The sequence below is a fragment of the Flavobacterium adiutor genome (genome assembly GCF_048282555.1).
Taxonomy (GTDB): domain Bacteria; phylum Bacteroidota; class Bacteroidia; order Flavobacteriales; family Flavobacteriaceae; genus Flavobacterium.
Genome location: NZ_CP182487.1, coordinates 3,010,533 through 3,027,168, shown reverse-complemented (window position 1 = coordinate 3,027,168; position 16,636 = coordinate 3,010,533). Strand labels below are relative to the sequence as shown.

Genomic DNA, 16,636 nt, shown 5'->3' with positions numbered 1-16,636 from the left:
TTTCTTGAGTAATAGGTTAACCAAATATAACATATATTCTGTATGAATATATCTATTAATTAAAAACTCTGAAACTTTATTCAATAGTCATAGAACGCAGTTTCATTCTATAAGCTTCAAGCGCTATAGATTTAGAAATAAAGCCGTAATATTTATCATTTCGAATAACGGGAAGAAATGCTGATTTGGACTTTTCAAATTTTGTCATTACAATTTCCATGCTGTCATAAGAAGAAATCGTTGCCGGTGGCATTTTCATTACATCTTTAATGAAAGTATATTTTACGCGGTATGAGTTAAAAATAATTTCTCTGATATCATTAAAGTGTACAATACCAACAAGGTCTTTTTCATTAGTAACAACAGCAAAAACAACCTGATTGGAATGGGAAATAAGATCTACTAATTTATTTAAATTTTCTTCTGGATGAACGGTAAGATAATCGGTTTGAATGATAGAATTTATATCCAGGGTTGATAAAATGTTGGAATCCTTATTGCTGGTAAATGCATGTCCTTTTTTAGCAAGATTCTTTACATCAAGGGAATATTTTTCAAAACGTTTCGAAATGGCAAAACTTATAGAAGATACAATCATTAACGGAATCATTAAGCTGTAGCCGCCGGTTATCTCAGCTATTAAGAATATAGAGGTTAACGGTGCATGGAATAATCCGCTCAAAATACCTGCCATTCCTACCATCGTAAAATTGGTAATTGGTAATTTTGATAAACCAATCATAGATATGAATTTTGAAAAGAAATAACCGAGATAAGAGCCTAAAAATAAGGATGGGGCAAAGTTACCTCCGTTACCACCGCTTCCAATGGTAAGTCCGGAAGCAAAGACTTTGATCATCATTGTAGATCCAACAAAAAGCAGTAAAATCCATTGATTATTTCTGAAACCTGCAAACAAGGTATTCTCTAACAGTTTTCCTGGATCCGTTTCAGATAAAGTTCTGATGCTTTCGTAACCTTCTCCAAAAAGAGTCGGAAAAACAAAAATAAGTAATGCCAGAATTGATGATCCAAATAATGCCTTTTTGTAAGCATTCATTTTTAATTTTGAAAAATAATGCTCAACCTTTTGAAAATTTCGAGAGTAATAAACCGCCATAAATCCGGTTAATATTCCTAAAAGCACATAAAAAGGAATGTTATGATAATCAAAAGCTTCCTGTTTTTTGAAGGATAAAAGGATGGATTCATCTAATACAATAGCAGATACTAAAGCTCCTGTAGCTGCCGAAATCATAATAGGAGTAAAGGCGGAAATGCTTACATCTACTAATAAAACTTCTATGGCAAAAAGAACTCCTGCAATAGGGGCGTTAAAAGCTGCTGAAATTCCTGCCGCAACTCCACAGCCAATAAGAAGCGTTCTGTCTTTGTATGCTAATTTATAATTTTGTGCAAAGTTTGATCCGAATGCTGCACCGGTAATCACAATAGGACTTTCAAGACCTGCTGAACCTCCTAAACCTACAGTTAAGGAACTCGTTATAATCTGAGCATACATTTGTTTTTTCGGAATGATACCGGCTTTTTTTGCAACTGCATACAAAATTTGGGAAGTTCCTTTTTCAATACTTCCGTTTAATATTCTGTTTACAACAAAAACAGTAAGCAAAATACCAATAATAGGTAAAATACCCGAGATGAAACTCCATTTTAAAATTCCGCTAATATAAGTAGCAAAAGAAAATACGTTGTGGGCAAACGTTTTTAATACAATTACAGCTAAGGAACATGAGATGCCAATCAATACACTTGATAAAAAAATAAACTGCTTTGGCGTCATTAATGACTGTGCTAAAGCAATAATACTTTCTAATTTTTTAAAATATTTTTTAAGCATTCTGTTTCTGAAAAATTAAAGGGATTACAAATTTAACTCTTATGTATTTAAATTCGTGTAAATTTGAGTGTAAATCTTATAAGGAAAGTAATTTTTGTTTTGACTGGTATTGAATGTCTTTAAAAAAAGTGGTGAATTCTTCTTCGAAATCGGTATAATATTGTTTTAATTCTTCGCTGGCAAACTGCATTTTGGATATGTTTTTAGACCTTCGGTCCATTTGTGTCAAAATTTGATGAATTCCTTCAACAGTACGATAACTCAAAAGCCAGTTTCTTTCAATCATATAAGGCATTAGGTCTTGAGTTTTTTCAGTTAGTATAGCATAATTATCATGTAATGAAGTGTAAAAGCGATTGATAAAATCGTCTAATTTTTCGTCTGAATATTTTGTCCAGTTCTTAGCCAAAAAATGATCATAAATGATATCAACAATTACTCCTGCGTAATGATGGTATTTTTCATGTAGTCGCTTAGTGCTTCGCCTGAAAACATCATGTGAATCAGTATATGTATCAATAAAACGATGTAAAATAATTCCTTTTTGTACATCATCAGGAAAATGTTCAAATTGTTTTCCACGAATACCATCAGCCATAAAATTGCCAATTTTGATTAAATCGTTTTCACCTGAAAGGTATATGTGGGCAAGAAAATTCATTTGTTTTTATGGTATTTTTAATTGAAGGGATTTTAGAAACCAGATCCTTAATGTAAATGTATAAAAAACTTTTTAAATCATTTTTGTTAAAAAAATAGTAGTAGCTCTTCTAATACTTAACGATTATTTTAAAATGTTAGTGTTTGAACATCTCAGTAACCCGGCAACTTTTTTATATTTGTAAATAAATAACCATAATTCACAAAAATGACTTTAATAAAATCGATTTCAGGAATAAGAGGAACAATCGGTGGCAGAGTAGGAGATAACCTGACTCCAGTTGATGCTGTAAAATTTGCATCGGCATACGGTACTTTTCTGAAAAATAACACTTCAAAAGAAAGACTGACTGTTGTAATTGGGCGTGATGCCAGAATTTCAGGTCCAATGATTCATAATCTTGTTGTAAATACACTGATAGGTCTGGGAATTAATGTAATTGACCTTGGACTTTCGACAACACCAACGGTAGAAATCGCTGTACCATTGGAAAAAGCGGATGGTGGAATTATTCTAACAGCTTCACATAATCCTAAACAATGGAATGCATTAAAATTGCTGAATGAAAAAGGAGAGTTTTTAAGTGGTGCTGAAGGGGCAAAAATCCTTGAAATAGCTGATGCCGAAGCTTTTGATTTTTCAGATGTGGATAATTTAGGGGAAATTATCGTAAATGATGCATATATGGATATTCACATCGATGAAGTTTTAAACTTGCCTTTAGTGGACATCCAGGCAGTAAAAGAGGCAAAATTTAAAGTTGTTGTTGATGGAGTAAATTCTTCAGGTGGAATTATTATTCCAAAATTACTGGAATTAATGGGCGTTGAAGTTGTAAAATTATATTGCGAACCAAACGGACATTTTCCTCATAATCCTGAACCTTTGAAAGAGCATTTGACTGATATTTCTGAATTAGTTGTAAAGGAAAATGCTCATTTAGGAATTGTAGTAGATCCGGATGTTGACAGATTAGCTTTTATTAGTGAAGATGGAGAAATGTTTGGAGAAGAATATACTTTAGTAGCTTGTGCAGATTATGTTTTAAGCAAAACTCCTGGAAATACAGTTTCAAATATGTCGTCATCTCGTGCTTTGCGCGATATAACGAAAGCACATAATGGCAATTATGAAGCTAGTGCGGTTGGTGAGGTTAATGTAGTGGAATTAATGAAAAAAAATAATGCCATAATAGGAGGAGAAGGTAATGGTGGAATTATTTATCCTGAGTCACATTATGGAAGAGACAGTTTGGTTGGAGTAGCTTTATTTTTAACACATCTGGCAAACAAAAAAATGTCAGTTTCTGCCTTACGTGCTTCATATCCGGAATATTATATGAGCAAAAATAAAATTGAACTGACGCCTCAAATCGATGTTGATGCAATTTTAGTTGCTATGACTGATAAATATAAAAACGAAGATATTTCAACTATTGACGGAGTGAAAATTGATTTTGCGGCAGAATGGGTTCATTTAAGAAAATCAAATACAGAGCCTATAATTCGTATTTATACAGAGGCTTCTAGTCAGGAAAAAGCCGACGTTTTGGCACTTAGAATAATTGATGAAATAAAAGCCATTGCTGGTATTTAATAATTAATTGAGATCATTGATAAAACAAAAAAAGTTTGATGAAATAAACATCAAACTTTTTTTTATTAAAGCAATTTTTTTTAATACTTTTTAATCTTGCTTAAAGCTGTTTTGTAATTTTCGTTTACTTTTTCCCAATTAATTAATTTGTAAAAAGCGTCAATATAACTTCCTTTTCTGTTTTGATAATCAAGATAGTATGCATGTTCCCATAAGTCAATTCCCATAATAGGTGTGCCCGGAATCAGGGCATTTTTCATTAAAGGATTATCCTGATTTTCGGTAGTTGTAATTTGTAATTTCCCCGCCTTGTCAACGACCAGCCATACCCATCCTGAACCAAATTGTTTAGTAGCTTCATTTTTAAATTGAGTGGTAAGGTTATTAAATGATCCAAATTCTTTATTGATTGAACTAGCCAAAGTATCTTTTGGGGTTTGTTCTTTTGGAGTCAGAATATCAAAATAAAGAGTATGATTATAATAACCACCTGCATTTTGACGAAGTTTAGCATTATTCATATCCATTTTTTTTAGGATATCTTCTATAGGTGCATTTTCAAATTCTGTTGTAGCAATTTCTTTATTTAAATTGTTAGTATAGGATAAATAATGTTTAGAATAATGGGTTTCCAAAGTCAGAGATCTTATTGCGGGAGCTAAAGCATCATAGCCAAAAGGTAATTTTGTTAAAGCAAAAGAACCTTCATCAGCTTTTACATCTGCAGGAGTTCCAATTATAATTTTTTCTTCCTTTGTTGGTAAAGGAACTTCAACAACTTCAGTTAGCTTATTATCATTACAGGAAAATAATATCAGTAATGAAGTTGTGAAAGTAAAACAGATTATGTTTTTCTTCATAATTTAATTATTTTGATGTTAACGAATTGATTATTTCAATATAATTCTCTTTTGCTTCTTCAATAGATATATGACTAATTTGCATCCATGCATTTGTTTTGAACGCATCACGCAAACCAAAATTTTCAGATTGATTGTAAACAGCAACAGCAGTTCCAAGTGTAGCTTGTTTGTAATATGCATAAAGCCTTAACTGCACATCTTGTGGAAGAGAGGCCTGCGTCATTTTCATGGCAATTTCTACAGCCTCTGTAAAACGAATATCTAAATCTTTTTTACTCATTAAGCTTTTGTAGCGATGATTGTTTTACCTCCAATTGCTTTTTGACCTAAAACTACATCAATTGGAGTACCTAAAGGTAAAAATAAATCTACTCTTGAACCAAATTTAATAAAGCCTGCATCAGTACCCTGAACGACCTGTGTTCCTTCTTTAGCATAATTTACAATTCTCCGTGCTAATGCGCCGGCAATTTGTCTGTAAAGTATTTGTCCAAATGTGTCGTTTTCTATTACAACAGTTGTTCTCTCATTTTCCTCACTTGCTTTTGGATGCCAGGCAACTAAAAATTTTCCAGGATGATATTTACTGAATTTTATAATTCCGTCCATTGCATAACGGGTTACATGTACATTAATAGGTGACATAAAAATAGAAACCTGTAAACGTTTATCTTTAAAGAATTCACCTTCATAAACTTCTTCAATGACTACAACTTTTCCATCTACCGGAGCAAGAATATGATTGCTGTTTCGAACTGCAATTCTTTTTGGGTTTCTGAAAAATTGCAGAATTATAATTAAAACTGTTAAAGCAAAAATTTGCACTAATTTCTGTAGCCAGTAAATATCTATAAACTGGTCAGCTAATAAAACCACAATAACAGTAAAAACTACACCCAATAAAATGGACGGACCTCCTTCTTTATGAAACATAATATAAAATTTGATAAAATAAAAATATAACTGGTGCTACAAATATAACACTATCTAATCGATCTAAAATACCCCCATGTCCAGGCATTATGGCACCACTGTCTTTTACAGCTGCTATTCTTTTAAATTTAGATTCTATCAAATCACCAATTGTACCAAAAATACTGGCAATTAAAGCAATAATCGTCCAAATCAAAATAGATTTGCTACTAAAGTCAGGGTTGGGCTGGATATATAATTTTGAAATCAAAAAACCTGCAAAAGCCGCAAAAATAACTCCACCAAGAAAACCTTCTATAGTTTTTTTAGGCGAAATACGCTCAAATAATTTATGCTTTCCAATGGATTTTCCAACCAAATAAGCAAAAGTATCATTTGTCCAAATTAAAATAAATAATCCGATAATAATTTTTGGATTATAATCATTTGTTCCAAAAGAAATTTTAATGACAAAAATAAATGGTAAAGTGATGTATCCAAGCAGGTACAAATATTTAGATGAAGTACTTACTTTTTGCACATTGTCGTAAAATAAAAATAAAATACATTTTACAGAGATGACAATAGTAACAGCCAGAAGTATTAAATCCAATTGTTGAGTATTGATGTTTAAATTTAATTTTAAATGAAATGAATCTTCTAAAAATAAAGCAGTTTGTTTATTGTAGTGACTCAATAGTATAATACTGGAGTATAATAAAACACTGAAAAGAAGCGAAAAAACTTTATTGAGGTTGACTAAGTTGCTAAATTCATAAACAGTAATAAGTAGAAAAATGCCAAATAGAATAATAAAGCTTTCTGTAGAAAACAAAATAGAAGTTAGTAGTAAAGCAATATAAACAGCACCAGAAATGGTTCTCTTGAGTGTTTCATTCATCTTAAAGGTCCTCTAAGAGCAATAAGTATAAATTTTTGGCAACACTTCCGTATTGAGTAAAATCTTCTTCTTTTGCTTTTTCGAAATATTTTATTGTGGTAATATTCGTTGGGTAATCTCGTTCGTATTTTCTTTTTATAGCACTCAAACCATCACTTTTCATGGGTAGTATTTGGCTTGTCGTTGCTATGATAACAATATTGGCTGGCAACTCATTTGGCTTGTCTTGCCTTATTTGTTTTGACGAAAATAAAATTGAACCTTCATCAGCAATAAGATTTTCACAGGAAGCCAATAAGAATTTTGGATTTTTAGGAGAAATGTAGAGTAATTTATTTTCTTCTAATAAATGAAAAAGAGCAGGTTCATAACATAAAACCTCATTTTCGAACCAATCATTTTCTTCTAAAATATTTTCAAATTGTTCTTCTACTTCCTGTTTGTTTTCGCAATACAAAAATTTTCCTCCATTCTTTTTGAAATTAAAAATGAATTGTTCATCTATTGATAAATGACTGTTTGGAGCAGGGTTATTTCCATACTCACTTTCATTTTCTTCATCAGATGAAGTATGGGAAGAACCAAATATTTTTTTGAAAAAACTCATTTTATATGAAATGCTTTACATGTTAATTGAAAACGTTCAAAGATAAAAAAATCTTAATTCAAAAGGGTGTTTTGAATTAAGATTTTAAAAAATATTACTTTATGTATTGAATAATTTACGAAACGACTTCTTCTAAATTTTTATCCCAGGTACGTTTTCCGAAAATTGTCTCAAGATCATCTTTAAAGATTACTTCTTTTTCGATTAAGATATTGGCAAGCTGATTTAATTTATCTTTATTTTCTTCAAGAATTTGAATAGCTCTTTGGTATTGCCCTTCAATTAATTCTGAAATTTCAGCATCAATAATTTTTGCAGTTTCATCAGAGTATGGTTTGGAAAAATTGTATTCACTTTGTCCTGTTGAATCATAATAGGTAACGTTTCCAATTTTATCATTTAAACCATAAATCGTTACCATAGCACGAGCCTGTCGAGTTACTTTCTCCAAATCACTTAATGCTCCAGTCGAAATTTTGTCAAAAGTTACTTTTTCAGCAGCTCTTCCTCCCATCGTGGCACACATTTCGTCTAACATTTGATCTGTTCTCACGATTTGTCTTTCTTCTGGAAGATACCAGGCAGCACCTAAACTTTGTCCACGAGGAACAATGGTTACTTTGATAAGTGGTGCAGCATGCTCTAACATCCAACTCACAGTGGCGTGACCAGCTTCGTGAATTGCAATTGCTCTTTTTTCTTCTGGAGTAATGATTTTGTTTTTCTTTTCAAGACCTCCAATGATTCTGTCAACAGCATCAAGGAAATCCTGTCTGTCAACTGCAGCTTTGTTGTTACGGGCAGCAATTAAGGCAGCTTCATTACAAACATTTGCAATGTCAGCACCGGAGAAACCTGGTGTTTGTTTTGCAAGAAAATCCAAATCAAGACCTTCAACTTTTTTAATAGGTTTTAAGTGTACCTGGAAAATTTCAGCTCTCTCGCGAATATCCGGTAAATCAACAAAAATTTGTCTGTCAAAACGTCCCGCACGCATTAAGGCTTTATCTAAAACATCTGCTCTGTTGGTTGCGGCTAAAACAATTACGTTTGAATTGGTTCCAAAACCGTCCATTTCTGTCAATAATTGGTTCAGCGTGTTTTCTCTTTCATCATTTCCACCCGACATGTTGCTTTTTCCTCTCGCTCTACCAACAGCATCAATTTCGTCAATGAAAATTATAGCAGGAGATTTTTCTTTAGCTTGTTTGAATAAGTCACGTACACGTGAAGCACCAACTCCTACGAACATTTCTACGAAATCAGAACCTGATAAAGAGAAAAACGGTACCTGAGCTTCACCGGCAACAGCTTTTGCTAATAGGGTTTTACCAGTTCCCGGAGGGCCTACGAGTAAAGCCCCTTTCGGTATTTTACCTCCAAGATTGGTGTACTTTTCAGGGTTTTTAAGAAATTCAACAATTTCCTGAATCTCTTCTTTAGCGCCTTCTAAGCCAGCAACATCTTTAAAAGTAGTTTTGATATCTGTTTTTTCATCAAAAAGTTTAGCCTTAGATTTTCCAATATTGAAAATTTGTCCACCCCCGCCAGCTCCTCCGCCAGACATTTTACGCATTATAAAAATCCATACACCAATGATGATGATGATAGGTAATAAGCTAACTAAAATATCGCTCCAGTTGCTTGCTTCTTTAAAGTCGTAATCAACTAGTTTTTTTTCAGCCTTAGCTTTGTCTAGTTTTTCCTGAAAGGATTTTAAATCACCAAATTTAGTAGTATAATGAGGACCTTTGTTAGGTCTGTCAAACATATCTTTGGCTACTTTTTTATTTGTAGGATCTTTTAATGCTGCATCAGAAAGATAAATTTCAGCATCTTTATTATTAAATATAATAACATTTTTAATTTGTCCTTTAGCTAGCATACTATCAATGTCAGACGACTTTAACTGAGCTGGTTCACTCAGATTAGAACCCCCTGTAGCAAAACTTATAAATAAAAAAACTAAAAGTATTGCGGCGTATATTAGCCATGGGCTTATTTTGAATTTACTCGGATTTGGATTATTATCTTTAGCCATTATTAGAGAAAGTTTCTTTTAGTATTTGTTTTCGATTGTAGTTATTTTGGCGTCACCCCAAAGGCTTTCGATATTATAGTATTCACGAATATGTTTTTGAAAAACATGTACCACAATGTGTACATAATCCATCAGAACCCATTCTGCATTATCGGTTCCTTCTACGTGCCATGGTTTGTCTTTTAAATCTTTTGATACTGTTTTCTGAATTGAGTTTACAATGGCATTGACCTGTGTGTTTGAGCTTCCGTTACAAATTACGAAATAGTCACAAACTGCCGTTTCTATTTCTCTTAAGTCAAGAATATCGATATCATTTCCTTTTACTTCTTCAATTCCTTTGATTATGTTCGCTAATAGAACATCGTTATTAATAGTCTTTTTCGCCATGAATTATATATATGAATTTGTAAAGTTACCAAAATTTGTCATTATTTTTGAACCTTAACAAAATATTAAATTAAGTTATTAAAATTACTTTAATGAAACTAATCAAACTCGATGCCATAGATTCAACAAATGACTTTCTTAAGGCATTATCCTGTCAGGATGAAATAGAAAATTTTACAGTGGTAACTGCTGAAAATCAGACAAAAGGCAAAGGTCAGAGGGGAGCCAAATGGGTGTCTGAACTTGGTAAAAACTTAATTATGAGTGTTTTGGTGAAAGATTTTTTATATAATATTGAAAAAGTTTTTGATATGAATTTAATAGTTTCATTAAGTATAATTGAAGCATTAAAAAAAATAGATATTCCTGATTTAAGTATTAAATGGCCTAACGACATTATGTCATATAACAAGAAAATAGGTGGCATACTTATTGAAAATACCCTAAAAAGCGATGGCAGAATCTTGTCAGTAGTGGGTTTTGGATTAAATGTTAATCAGACAAATTTTGAAGATTTACCACATGCGTCTTCATTAAAATTAATTTGTAACAGGGAGTTTAATAAGGACATCCTGCCTTTTTTAATTATTGAGAGAATCAAACAAAAAATAGAATTATGGGAAAATAATTCTGCTTTGTATCAGGAAGAATATTTCAATTCCTTATTTCGAAAAGGAGTACCAATGGCATTTAAGAATATTCAGAATAAAAATTTCATGGGAATTATTCAGGGTGTTTCACCAATCGGAAAGCTTCAGGTTTTACTTGAAGATGATTCTATTGCTGAATTTGAAATAAAGGAGATTCAAATGCTTTATTAGTCGTATTTTTATCTGTTACTTACTTAGAAACGTGGTGTAAATTTAGTATAAACAAAAGTCCAAATCGGTAGACTAGACTTTTGTTTAGACTTACAATTTTATAATTCGATTGTTAAAGTTTGTTCATGTTGTTGGCTAAAGTTTCAATAAATTTACTGATTGGACCTTTAACCATCATTGCCATCATAGCATTAAATTCACCTTCAAAAAATAACTGAACAGCACTTTCAGAATCGGAAATACTATCAATTTTTGAAACTAATGTAAAAGGAAGTTTATCACTTGCGGCACCCAAAATAATATTATTGGGGGCTGTTTTTTCTTTCATTTTAAGTTTTATTTCCGGCATCCCTTTTAGTCCAAAAATAAAAGCATCTTCACCGGTTACTTCAAATTTAGCTATGTTATCCGGCATTAATTTTTCAAAATTCTTTACATCAGACAGTAAACCAAATAATTCCTGAGCTGATTTCTGAACTGTAACTTTTGGACTTTCTAAGTTCATCTGTTTTGTTGTTTTTTATTATTTTCTTGTAAATTCGTAAAAGGGTGATTAAGGGGTTTATTCCTGTCTCCATGTTGAGGGACTAACACTCCAGTCTTGTAAAGTTGTTTGCTGATCTTCATTAATATATTGTTTCTGGACAGCTAAACTTAATAAGTTGTCATAATTGCTTAATGTAAATAAATTAATATTTGCATTTTTGAAATTTTCTTCAGCAACACTAAAACCATAAGTAAAAATTGCTGCCATTCCTTTGATATTTGCACCTTCGTTACGTAAAGCTTCTACAGCCATAAGACTGCTGTTCCCTGTGCTGATCAGATCTTCAACAACAACAACGTTCTGACCTTTTTGTAAAAAACCTTCAACCTGATTTTGTCTTCCATGTTTTTTTGGTTCAGGGCGCACATATACAAATGGTAATCCCAGACTTTCTGCAACAAGAATTCCAATTCCAATGGCTCCTGTAGCGACTCCTGCAATGACATCTGGTTTGCCAAATTGTTTTTCTATGTTTTTCGAAAATTCATCACGAATGTAATTTCGGATAATTGGAAATGAAAGAATTAATCTGTTATCACAATAAATAGGTGATTTCCATCCGGAAGCCCATGTAAAAGGATTTTCTGGATTCAATTTAATTGCATTTATTTGCAAAAGCAATTCTGCTGTTTTTTCGGCGGTATCTTTATTAAAAATCATAGTACAAATGTATAAAGTTTTTGTGAACGACAAACCACTTTTTTTGACAAATGAAATCTCAAAAGAGACTAATTTTCAATTGTTTCTATTGGAAAGCATTGATATAGAACAGCTTATTGTGAAAATATTTCAAAATAAAATTCAAAAGGCCTATTTATACCATCCCGATGAGAAGGAAATAATGAAGACGCTAAAAGCTAAAATACCCGTAAATAAAGCCGGAGGAGGTTTGGTCTACAATAAAAAAGGTGAAGTTTTGTTTATTTTTAGAAACGGAAAATGGGACTTGCCAAAAGGCGGGACAGAAAAAGGAGAGGAGATTGAACAAACCGCTATGCGCGAAGTCGAGGAAGAAACCGGTGTTGGGAAACTGCGGATTACAAATAAACTCCAAAAAACCTATCACGTTTTTAAGCGTAACGGTAAATATAAATTAAAAATCACACATTGGTTTGAGATGTTCTCTGATTTTGAAGGAACACCTCAAGGACAACTAGAAGAGGGCATCGAAAAAGTTGCCTGGCTAAACCCCGAACAAATCAAAGAAGTACTTAAAAACTCTTACGAAAATATTAAATTATTGTTTGAAGAGAAGGAAAAACCAAGATTTAAAATTCCAGACTCCAATTAATTACCAAATTTTAAGTTTTTTTAAATTGGAATTTAGGTTTTAAAAGAAATTTAATTATTTTGGACGTGCCACCATTTAACAAAAGAGCCAGTCAACTTTGCTTTCATTGGGTCTTTTGCTAAATGCTGTCGGGCTACACGTGCTATTTAGGTAGCTTACTACTATCCCCCATGTTAAAAACGAAACCATATCGTAAAATAATCTTTGAGCCTCAGCATCTTAAATCTTATTCAGCTCCGCTAAATTAATCCATCCTTTTGAAGTCTTTTTTCCAAAATATGTACAAAAAGCTTTTCCGTTTTCAATTTTATCAATGCAGACCGCATCGCCTTTTACAAGATATATTTTTGACGGATTTTGGTCTGATTTATTCTTATAAAAATAAGCTTTTGCTTTATCTACATATCGAATCTGAATCCAATTGTGTTTCTTTTCTAAATCAAACTTCGGATTCTCTACAAAATGCATTACGTTCCAACAACCGCCATGTTCTTCCGGCAGTTTTATTTTGATGGTTCTGTTGTTTACAATTTCAACTGTTCCTAAAATCAAATCTTCTTTTTTGTCTTCGGGATAATAGGTTTTAACGTTGAATTTATTTCCTGTTACTTTTCCTTCGATATAAAAAATACAAGTGAATTGAGAATTCCGTGTTTGTTCATCCCAGCCTGTATAACTTTCAAAATAACCCGTCAGCATATTTTTAGAGGCGTCATACGAAAGTTTCAAGTCCATTTCGTATTCGCCTGAAATTACTTTTTGCCCGAAGAATAGGTTTGATGATGCTAATAAGAGAATTAAAAAAAGATTTTTCATGCTGTTTTTTACCAAGATTTATGATTCTTCAAATGTTTAGTATAATTATCGAGTAGACTTTGTATTTGCTGACTTGCCACAGGATTTGCAGAATGTACGTAAAAGTTTAAGTCTCTTAAGTCTATCCCGGAATCGTAAACCAGCCATTTCGCACAAGCATAACCATCTTTGGCAATGAGATCGTTTTCATCAAGCCCTAAATCATTATCAAAACTTATAAATTCGGGAAGCCCTTTTTCGAGAATTACTTTTTTAAAATCATGAAAATTTCTAACGATTACAAAATCGTCATCTGTCAGATCTTTGTAAACCATTTTGACATCTCGTAAATCGTCTAGAAAAAGTTTGTAACACATAGTTTTGCGGTTTAAGAAGACTCAAATATAAAAATAGAAATCAATATTTTTCATACTGATTATTTTATATCTCAAAATCGTACTTTTGTCAGAGCAGCAATAAGTAAAATAGAATAAATGATTCTAATTATTTTGATTATATTGCATTTATAAAAAATGTTTTTTACAGATTTCTTTTTATTATTATTACACTTATCTTTAAATGATTAGTGCACTAACAAAACTAAATCCATATAGAACGAAAAATAAGCCGAATTCGTGAACTTAGAGGCATGAATCAAGAAGCTTTGACAGAAACTTTAGGAATAAACTAACAAGCTATATCTGCTTTAGAAAATAGTGAAACAATAGGTGATGAAAAACTTAAAGCTTTTGCAAAAGCTTTGTTAGTAAGTATTTAAGTAATTCAAATAAATCTCTATTTTCAGGTCTTTTATAATTTTCTGCACCATTGTAACCAAAATATAAATCTTTAATTTTTCATATTTGTTTTTAGTATTGAAATTAGATGAAGTTCAACTCTAAATAAAAAATAAAAAAACAATAATACCATTCATTTAAGTTATTGATTAAGTATTATGTTGTTAATAATTTATTAACTTACAAAACTCGATAGATACTGCAATTGCGTCTTTTCATAATAAAAAGAATAATTAGAAATCCAATCCAATTTTGCTTTCGGATTTTTAGCAAAATTAGTATCAGTCTGTTTAGCTTCTAATTCCGATTTTAGAACTGTATTTTCTTTTAGAATCCGTCCTGTAGTATCTTGAAAAATATAAGCTGAATAATGTGTATTTAAGGTTGAAATCATAAGTATTGAAACCTGAAAAATCAAACAAAAAAAACCTGAAACAAATTTTCCCTACCTTTGCAAAATGAATAAAAATCACCATTCCAATAATATACTTTCGAACTTAGGGATCAAAAGCCTAAACGAAATGCAAGAAGCAGCGCAGGATGCTATTTTAAACGAAAACAATGTTTTATTGCTTTCTCCAACCGGTTCAGGAAAAACATTAGCTTTTTTATTACCGATTTTAGAGCTATTGCAACCCGAAATTCTTTCGGTTCAATGTTTAATTTTAGTTCCTTCGCGCGAATTGGGTTTGCAAATTGAACAAGTTTGGAAAAAAATGGGAACGCAATACAAAGTAAATATTTGCTATGGCGGACATTCAATCGATACTGAAATCAAGAATTTAAGTAATCCACCAGCTGTTTTAATTGGAACTCCTGGCAGAATTGCAGATCACATTGACAGAGAAACTTTTAGGACAGATAAAATTCAGACTTTAATTTTAGATGAATTTGATAAGTCACTTCAATTGGGATTTCATGAGCAAATGTCATATATAATTGGAAAACTTACGAAACTGAACAAACGTGTTTTAGTTTCCGCTACTTCAGATATTGAGATTCCAAAGTATACAAGAGTAGTTGATCCCACCGTTTTGGATTTCATTCCGGAAGAAGAAGAAAAAGCGAATCTTTCGATGAAAATGGTGGTTTCGCCAGCCAAAGATAAATTAGGAAGTCTATTTAATTTGATTTGTTCTTTGAAATCACAATCCGCTATTATTTTTTGTAACCATCGTGAAGCGGCTGAACGGATTAGCGACACCTTAAATGAGAAAGGAATCTATTCGGTTTACTACCACGGTGGGATGGATCAGGAGGAGCGTGAGCGTGCCTTGATTCAGTTTAGAAATGGAAGTATGAGTTACTTAATTACAACTGATCTGGCAGCCCGTGGTTTAGATATTCCTGAAATGAAACACGTAATTCATTATCATTTGCCCTTAAAAGAAGATGAATTTACACACAGGAATGGTCGTACGGCACGTATGGAGGCTTCGGGTACAGCTTATATTATCATCCACGAAAGTGAAAAACGATTAGATTATATTGATTATGAAATGGAAGTGTTAAAGGTAGGTGATATAACTACTTTACCGAAACCACCGGAGTTTCAAACCATTTATATAAGCGGTGGAAAAAAAACAAAACTGAATAAAATTGATATCGTTGGATTTTTTTCTCAAAAAGGAAAACTCGAAAAAGACGATTTAGGTTTAATTGAAGTAAAAGATTTTGTTTCGTTTGCAGCTGTAAAATATAATAAAGTGAATGATTTACTTAAAAATATAAAAGATGAGAAGATGAAAGGAAAGAAATTTAAAATTGAGGTTGCGAGAAAAGTTGTAAAAAAAGAAGAAGGCAGATAAAAAGGTTATATATTTTTGAACTTAAATTTAAAAAAATTGTTCTAAATGTTTAATTTAAAATCTATTTAATTTATTGATTTTCAAAAGATTAATTTTTTTTTATTTGTGGTTTGTGAAAAAATATATAAAATTCACAATTTAATCTTATTCAAAGCGTAGTTTTAGAAGTAATTTTTCATAATTTCGGCGATTATTAATAGTATAAAAATTAACCCCAAATTCATTATGAAAAAGATTATTACCCTTGCCGTTTTACTTTTTAGTTTTGTATCATTTGCACAGATTAAAGTACTTGAAACTGTACCTGTTGAAAAATTAGGAAAAGTAAACAACAACTACATTCAAAAAATTGGAGATGAATATACTGTTTATTATACTAGTATTGTGAGCGATGATGACGATTCTTCAAGTTTAAGAAAATTCTCTTTTAAAAATGTAAATAACGACTATGCAAGTCTTTACAGTATCATTATGAATGGTTTTAATGCGACTCCTTTATATGATATTAAATTAGAGCTTCCTAATAACTATATTTGGTTACATTATACAGGACATGCTCTTCCTGAGAAAGCAACAGTTCAATTTATGGTTTCAAGTAAAGATGCTTCTTCAGGTTCAAGCAATGTTTCTGAGCCTTTTGTAAAAGATCAGATCAATAAATTATTTCAAAAATAATTTACTTTAACATATGTCTAAAAGAGAGGTTGTCTGAATGGACAGCCTCTCTTTTTGCTTTCTAAAAATA

General features: G+C 31.6%; 19 protein-coding genes and 1 pseudogene. 6 read left to right on the top strand and 14 right to left on the bottom strand.

Annotated features, from left to right (window positions below; all coding sequences use genetic code 11):
* Positions 1 to 76 precede the first annotated feature (76 nt).
* Together ACNC7R_RS12660 and ACNC7R_RS12655 are read right to left on the bottom strand one after the other, a co-directional pair.
* Positions 77 to 1,861: a chloride channel protein gene (locus tag ACNC7R_RS12660; protein WP_417941443.1), complete on the bottom strand. Its 1,785-nt coding sequence runs from the start codon at positions 1,859 to 1,861 to the stop codon at positions 77 to 79.
* Between the two features lie 76 nt (positions 1,862 to 1,937).
* The gene (locus ACNC7R_RS12655; protein WP_417941442.1) at positions 1,938 to 2,522 is read right to left on the bottom strand and encodes an ACP phosphodiesterase; all 585 of its coding nucleotides are present in this window, start codon (positions 2,520 to 2,522) and stop codon (positions 1,938 to 1,940) included.
* Positions 2,523 to 2,729: 207 nt separating this feature from the next.
* Here ACNC7R_RS12655 and glmM point away from each other — a divergent pair, with 207 nt between their 5' ends.
* The gene (glmM, locus tag ACNC7R_RS12650; protein WP_417941441.1) at positions 2,730 to 4,118 is read left to right on the top strand and encodes a phosphoglucosamine mutase; all 1,389 of its coding nucleotides are present in this window, start codon (positions 2,730 to 2,732) and stop codon (positions 4,116 to 4,118) included.
* An 80-nt stretch (positions 4,119 to 4,198) separates the two neighbouring features.
* Here glmM and ACNC7R_RS12645 read toward each other — a convergent pair whose 3' ends face one another.
* The 7 genes from ACNC7R_RS12645 to rsfS all read right to left on the bottom strand — a co-directional run bounded on the left by ACNC7R_RS12645 (position 4,199) and on the right by rsfS (position 9,832).
* Positions 4,199 to 4,978: a superoxide dismutase gene (locus ACNC7R_RS12645; protein ID WP_417941440.1), complete on the bottom strand. Its 780-nt coding sequence runs from the start codon at positions 4,976 to 4,978 to the stop codon at positions 4,199 to 4,201.
* A gap of 7 nt (positions 4,979 to 4,985) precedes the next feature.
* Positions 4,986 to 5,261 (bottom strand): acyl-CoA-binding protein, encoded by a 276-nt coding sequence (locus tag ACNC7R_RS12640; protein ID WP_417941439.1) that lies wholly within the window; start codon positions 5,259 to 5,261, stop codon positions 4,986 to 4,988.
* Entirely contained in the window at positions 5,261 to 5,914 is a 654-nt protein-coding gene (locus tag ACNC7R_RS12635; RefSeq protein WP_417941438.1) for a phosphatidylserine decarboxylase family protein, read from the bottom strand. Before ACNC7R_RS12635 ends, ACNC7R_RS12640 begins: the two co-directional genes overlap by 1 nt.
* Positions 5,904 to 6,794 (bottom strand): phosphatidate cytidylyltransferase, encoded by an 891-nt coding sequence (locus ACNC7R_RS12630; RefSeq protein ID WP_417941437.1) that lies wholly within the window; start codon positions 6,792 to 6,794, stop codon positions 5,904 to 5,906. The genes ACNC7R_RS12635 and ACNC7R_RS12630 overlap by 11 nt, the downstream gene beginning before the upstream one ends.
* A 1-nt stretch (position 6,795) precedes the next feature.
* Positions 6,796 to 7,401, bottom strand: coding sequence for a lactate utilization protein B/C (locus ACNC7R_RS12625; protein ID WP_417941436.1), 606 nt, complete (start codon positions 7,399 to 7,401; stop codon positions 6,796 to 6,798).
* Between the two features lie 115 nt (positions 7,402 to 7,516).
* On the bottom strand, positions 7,517 to 9,442 hold the full coding sequence (ftsH, locus tag ACNC7R_RS12620; protein WP_417941435.1) for an ATP-dependent zinc metalloprotease FtsH: 1,926 nt from the start codon (positions 9,440 to 9,442) through the stop codon (positions 7,517 to 7,519).
* Between the two features lie 18 nt (positions 9,443 to 9,460).
* Positions 9,461 to 9,832, bottom strand: coding sequence for a ribosome silencing factor (gene rsfS / locus ACNC7R_RS12615; protein WP_110306154.1), 372 nt, complete (start codon positions 9,830 to 9,832; stop codon positions 9,461 to 9,463).
* Positions 9,833 to 9,924: 92 nt separating this feature from the next.
* Here rsfS and ACNC7R_RS12610 point away from each other — a divergent pair, with 92 nt between their 5' ends.
* On the top strand, positions 9,925 to 10,653 hold the full coding sequence (locus ACNC7R_RS12610) for a biotin--[acetyl-CoA-carboxylase] ligase (RefSeq protein WP_417941434.1): 729 nt from the start codon (positions 9,925 to 9,927) through the stop codon (positions 10,651 to 10,653).
* 112 nt (positions 10,654 to 10,765) lie between these two features.
* Here ACNC7R_RS12610 and ACNC7R_RS12605 read toward each other — a convergent pair whose 3' ends face one another.
* Both ACNC7R_RS12605 and pyrE read right to left on the bottom strand, forming a co-directional pair.
* Positions 10,766 to 11,158 carry an SRPBCC family protein gene (locus ACNC7R_RS12605; RefSeq protein WP_417941433.1) on the bottom strand — a complete coding sequence of 131 codons (393 nt, stop codon included), beginning with the start codon at positions 11,156 to 11,158 and terminating at the stop codon, positions 10,766 to 10,768.
* A 57-nt stretch (positions 11,159 to 11,215) separates the two neighbouring features.
* Positions 11,216 to 11,860, bottom strand: coding sequence for an orotate phosphoribosyltransferase (gene pyrE / locus ACNC7R_RS12600; protein ID WP_417941432.1), 645 nt, complete (start codon positions 11,858 to 11,860; stop codon positions 11,216 to 11,218).
* 7 nt (positions 11,861 to 11,867) lie between these two features.
* Here pyrE and ACNC7R_RS12595 point away from each other — a divergent pair, with 7 nt between their 5' ends.
* Entirely contained in the window at positions 11,868 to 12,491 is a 624-nt protein-coding gene (locus ACNC7R_RS12595) for an NUDIX hydrolase (RefSeq protein ID WP_417941431.1), read from the top strand.
* A 219-nt stretch (positions 12,492 to 12,710) separates the two neighbouring features.
* Here ACNC7R_RS12595 and ACNC7R_RS12590 read toward each other — a convergent pair whose 3' ends face one another.
* Together ACNC7R_RS12590 and ACNC7R_RS12585 are read right to left on the bottom strand one after the other, a co-directional pair.
* Positions 12,711 to 13,307, bottom strand: coding sequence for a hypothetical protein (locus ACNC7R_RS12590; protein WP_417941430.1), 597 nt, complete (start codon positions 13,305 to 13,307; stop codon positions 12,711 to 12,713).
* Between the two features lie 8 nt (positions 13,308 to 13,315).
* Entirely contained in the window at positions 13,316 to 13,663 is a 348-nt protein-coding gene (locus ACNC7R_RS12585) for a cyclic-phosphate processing receiver domain-containing protein (RefSeq protein WP_417941429.1), read from the bottom strand.
* Between the two features lie 227 nt (positions 13,664 to 13,890).
* On the opposite strand from ACNC7R_RS12585, the pseudogene ACNC7R_RS12580 reads away from it, so the two are divergent.
* Positions 13,891 to 14,058 (top strand): annotated as a pseudogene (locus ACNC7R_RS12580) (helix-turn-helix domain-containing protein); the annotation flags it as partial.
* Between the two features lie 200 nt (positions 14,059 to 14,258).
* On the opposite strand, the gene ACNC7R_RS12575 reads toward ACNC7R_RS12580, so the two are convergent.
* Positions 14,259 to 14,477, bottom strand: a complete 219-nt coding sequence (locus ACNC7R_RS12575) for a hypothetical protein (protein WP_417941428.1) — start codon at positions 14,475 to 14,477, stop codon at positions 14,259 to 14,261.
* A gap of 64 nt (positions 14,478 to 14,541) precedes the next feature.
* Here ACNC7R_RS12575 and ACNC7R_RS12570 point away from each other — a divergent pair, with 64 nt between their 5' ends.
* Positions 14,542 to 15,891 carry a DEAD/DEAH box helicase gene (locus ACNC7R_RS12570; protein ID WP_417941427.1) on the top strand — a complete coding sequence of 450 codons (1,350 nt, stop codon included), beginning with the start codon at positions 14,542 to 14,544 and terminating at the stop codon, positions 15,889 to 15,891.
* A 225-nt stretch (positions 15,892 to 16,116) separates the two neighbouring features.
* Positions 16,117 to 16,566 (top strand): hypothetical protein, encoded by a 450-nt coding sequence (locus ACNC7R_RS12565; protein WP_417941426.1) that lies wholly within the window; start codon positions 16,117 to 16,119, stop codon positions 16,564 to 16,566.
* Positions 16,567 to 16,636 lie beyond the last annotated feature (70 nt).

Coding starts and splice junctions, on each gene's coding strand:
- ACNC7R_RS12660 (WP_417941443.1), bottom strand. CDS start 1,861: ATGCTTAAAAAATATTTTAAAAAATTAGAAAGTATTATTGCTTTAGCA.
- ACNC7R_RS12655 (WP_417941442.1), bottom strand. CDS start 2,522: ATGAATTTTCTTGCCCACATATACCTTTCAGGTGAAAACGATTTAATC.
- glmM (WP_417941441.1), top strand. CDS start 2,730: ATGACTTTAATAAAATCGATTTCAGGAATAAGAGGAACAATCGGTGGC.
- ACNC7R_RS12645 (WP_417941440.1), bottom strand. CDS start 4,978: ATGAAGAAAAACATAATCTGTTTTACTTTCACAACTTCATTACTGATA.
- ACNC7R_RS12640 (WP_417941439.1), bottom strand. CDS start 5,261: ATGAGTAAAAAAGATTTAGATATTCGTTTTACAGAGGCTGTAGAAATT.
- ACNC7R_RS12635 (WP_417941438.1), bottom strand. CDS start 5,914: ATGTTTCATAAAGAAGGAGGTCCGTCCATTTTATTGGGTGTAGTTTTT.
- ACNC7R_RS12630 (WP_417941437.1), bottom strand. CDS start 6,794: ATGAATGAAACACTCAAGAGAACCATTTCTGGTGCTGTTTATATTGCT.
- ACNC7R_RS12625 (WP_417941436.1), bottom strand. CDS start 7,401: ATGAGTTTTTTCAAAAAAATATTTGGTTCTTCCCATACTTCATCTGAT.
- ftsH (WP_417941435.1), bottom strand. CDS start 9,442: ATGGCTAAAGATAATAATCCAAATCCGAGTAAATTCAAAATAAGCCCA.
- rsfS (WP_110306154.1), bottom strand. CDS start 9,832: ATGGCGAAAAAGACTATTAATAACGATGTTCTATTAGCGAACATAATC.
- ACNC7R_RS12610 (WP_417941434.1), top strand. CDS start 9,925: ATGAAACTAATCAAACTCGATGCCATAGATTCAACAAATGACTTTCTT.
- ACNC7R_RS12605 (WP_417941433.1), bottom strand. CDS start 11,158: ATGAACTTAGAAAGTCCAAAAGTTACAGTTCAGAAATCAGCTCAGGAA.
- pyrE (WP_417941432.1), bottom strand. CDS start 11,860: ATGATTTTTAATAAAGATACCGCCGAAAAAACAGCAGAATTGCTTTTG.
- ACNC7R_RS12595 (WP_417941431.1), top strand. CDS start 11,868: ATGTATAAAGTTTTTGTGAACGACAAACCACTTTTTTTGACAAATGAA.
- ACNC7R_RS12590 (WP_417941430.1), bottom strand. CDS start 13,307: ATGAAAAATCTTTTTTTAATTCTCTTATTAGCATCATCAAACCTATTC.
- ACNC7R_RS12585 (WP_417941429.1), bottom strand. CDS start 13,663: ATGTGTTACAAACTTTTTCTAGACGATTTACGAGATGTCAAAATGGTT.
- ACNC7R_RS12575 (WP_417941428.1), bottom strand. CDS start 14,477: ATGATTTCAACCTTAAATACACATTATTCAGCTTATATTTTTCAAGAT.
- ACNC7R_RS12570 (WP_417941427.1), top strand. CDS start 14,542: ATGAATAAAAATCACCATTCCAATAATATACTTTCGAACTTAGGGATC.
- ACNC7R_RS12565 (WP_417941426.1), top strand. CDS start 16,117: ATGAAAAAGATTATTACCCTTGCCGTTTTACTTTTTAGTTTTGTATCA.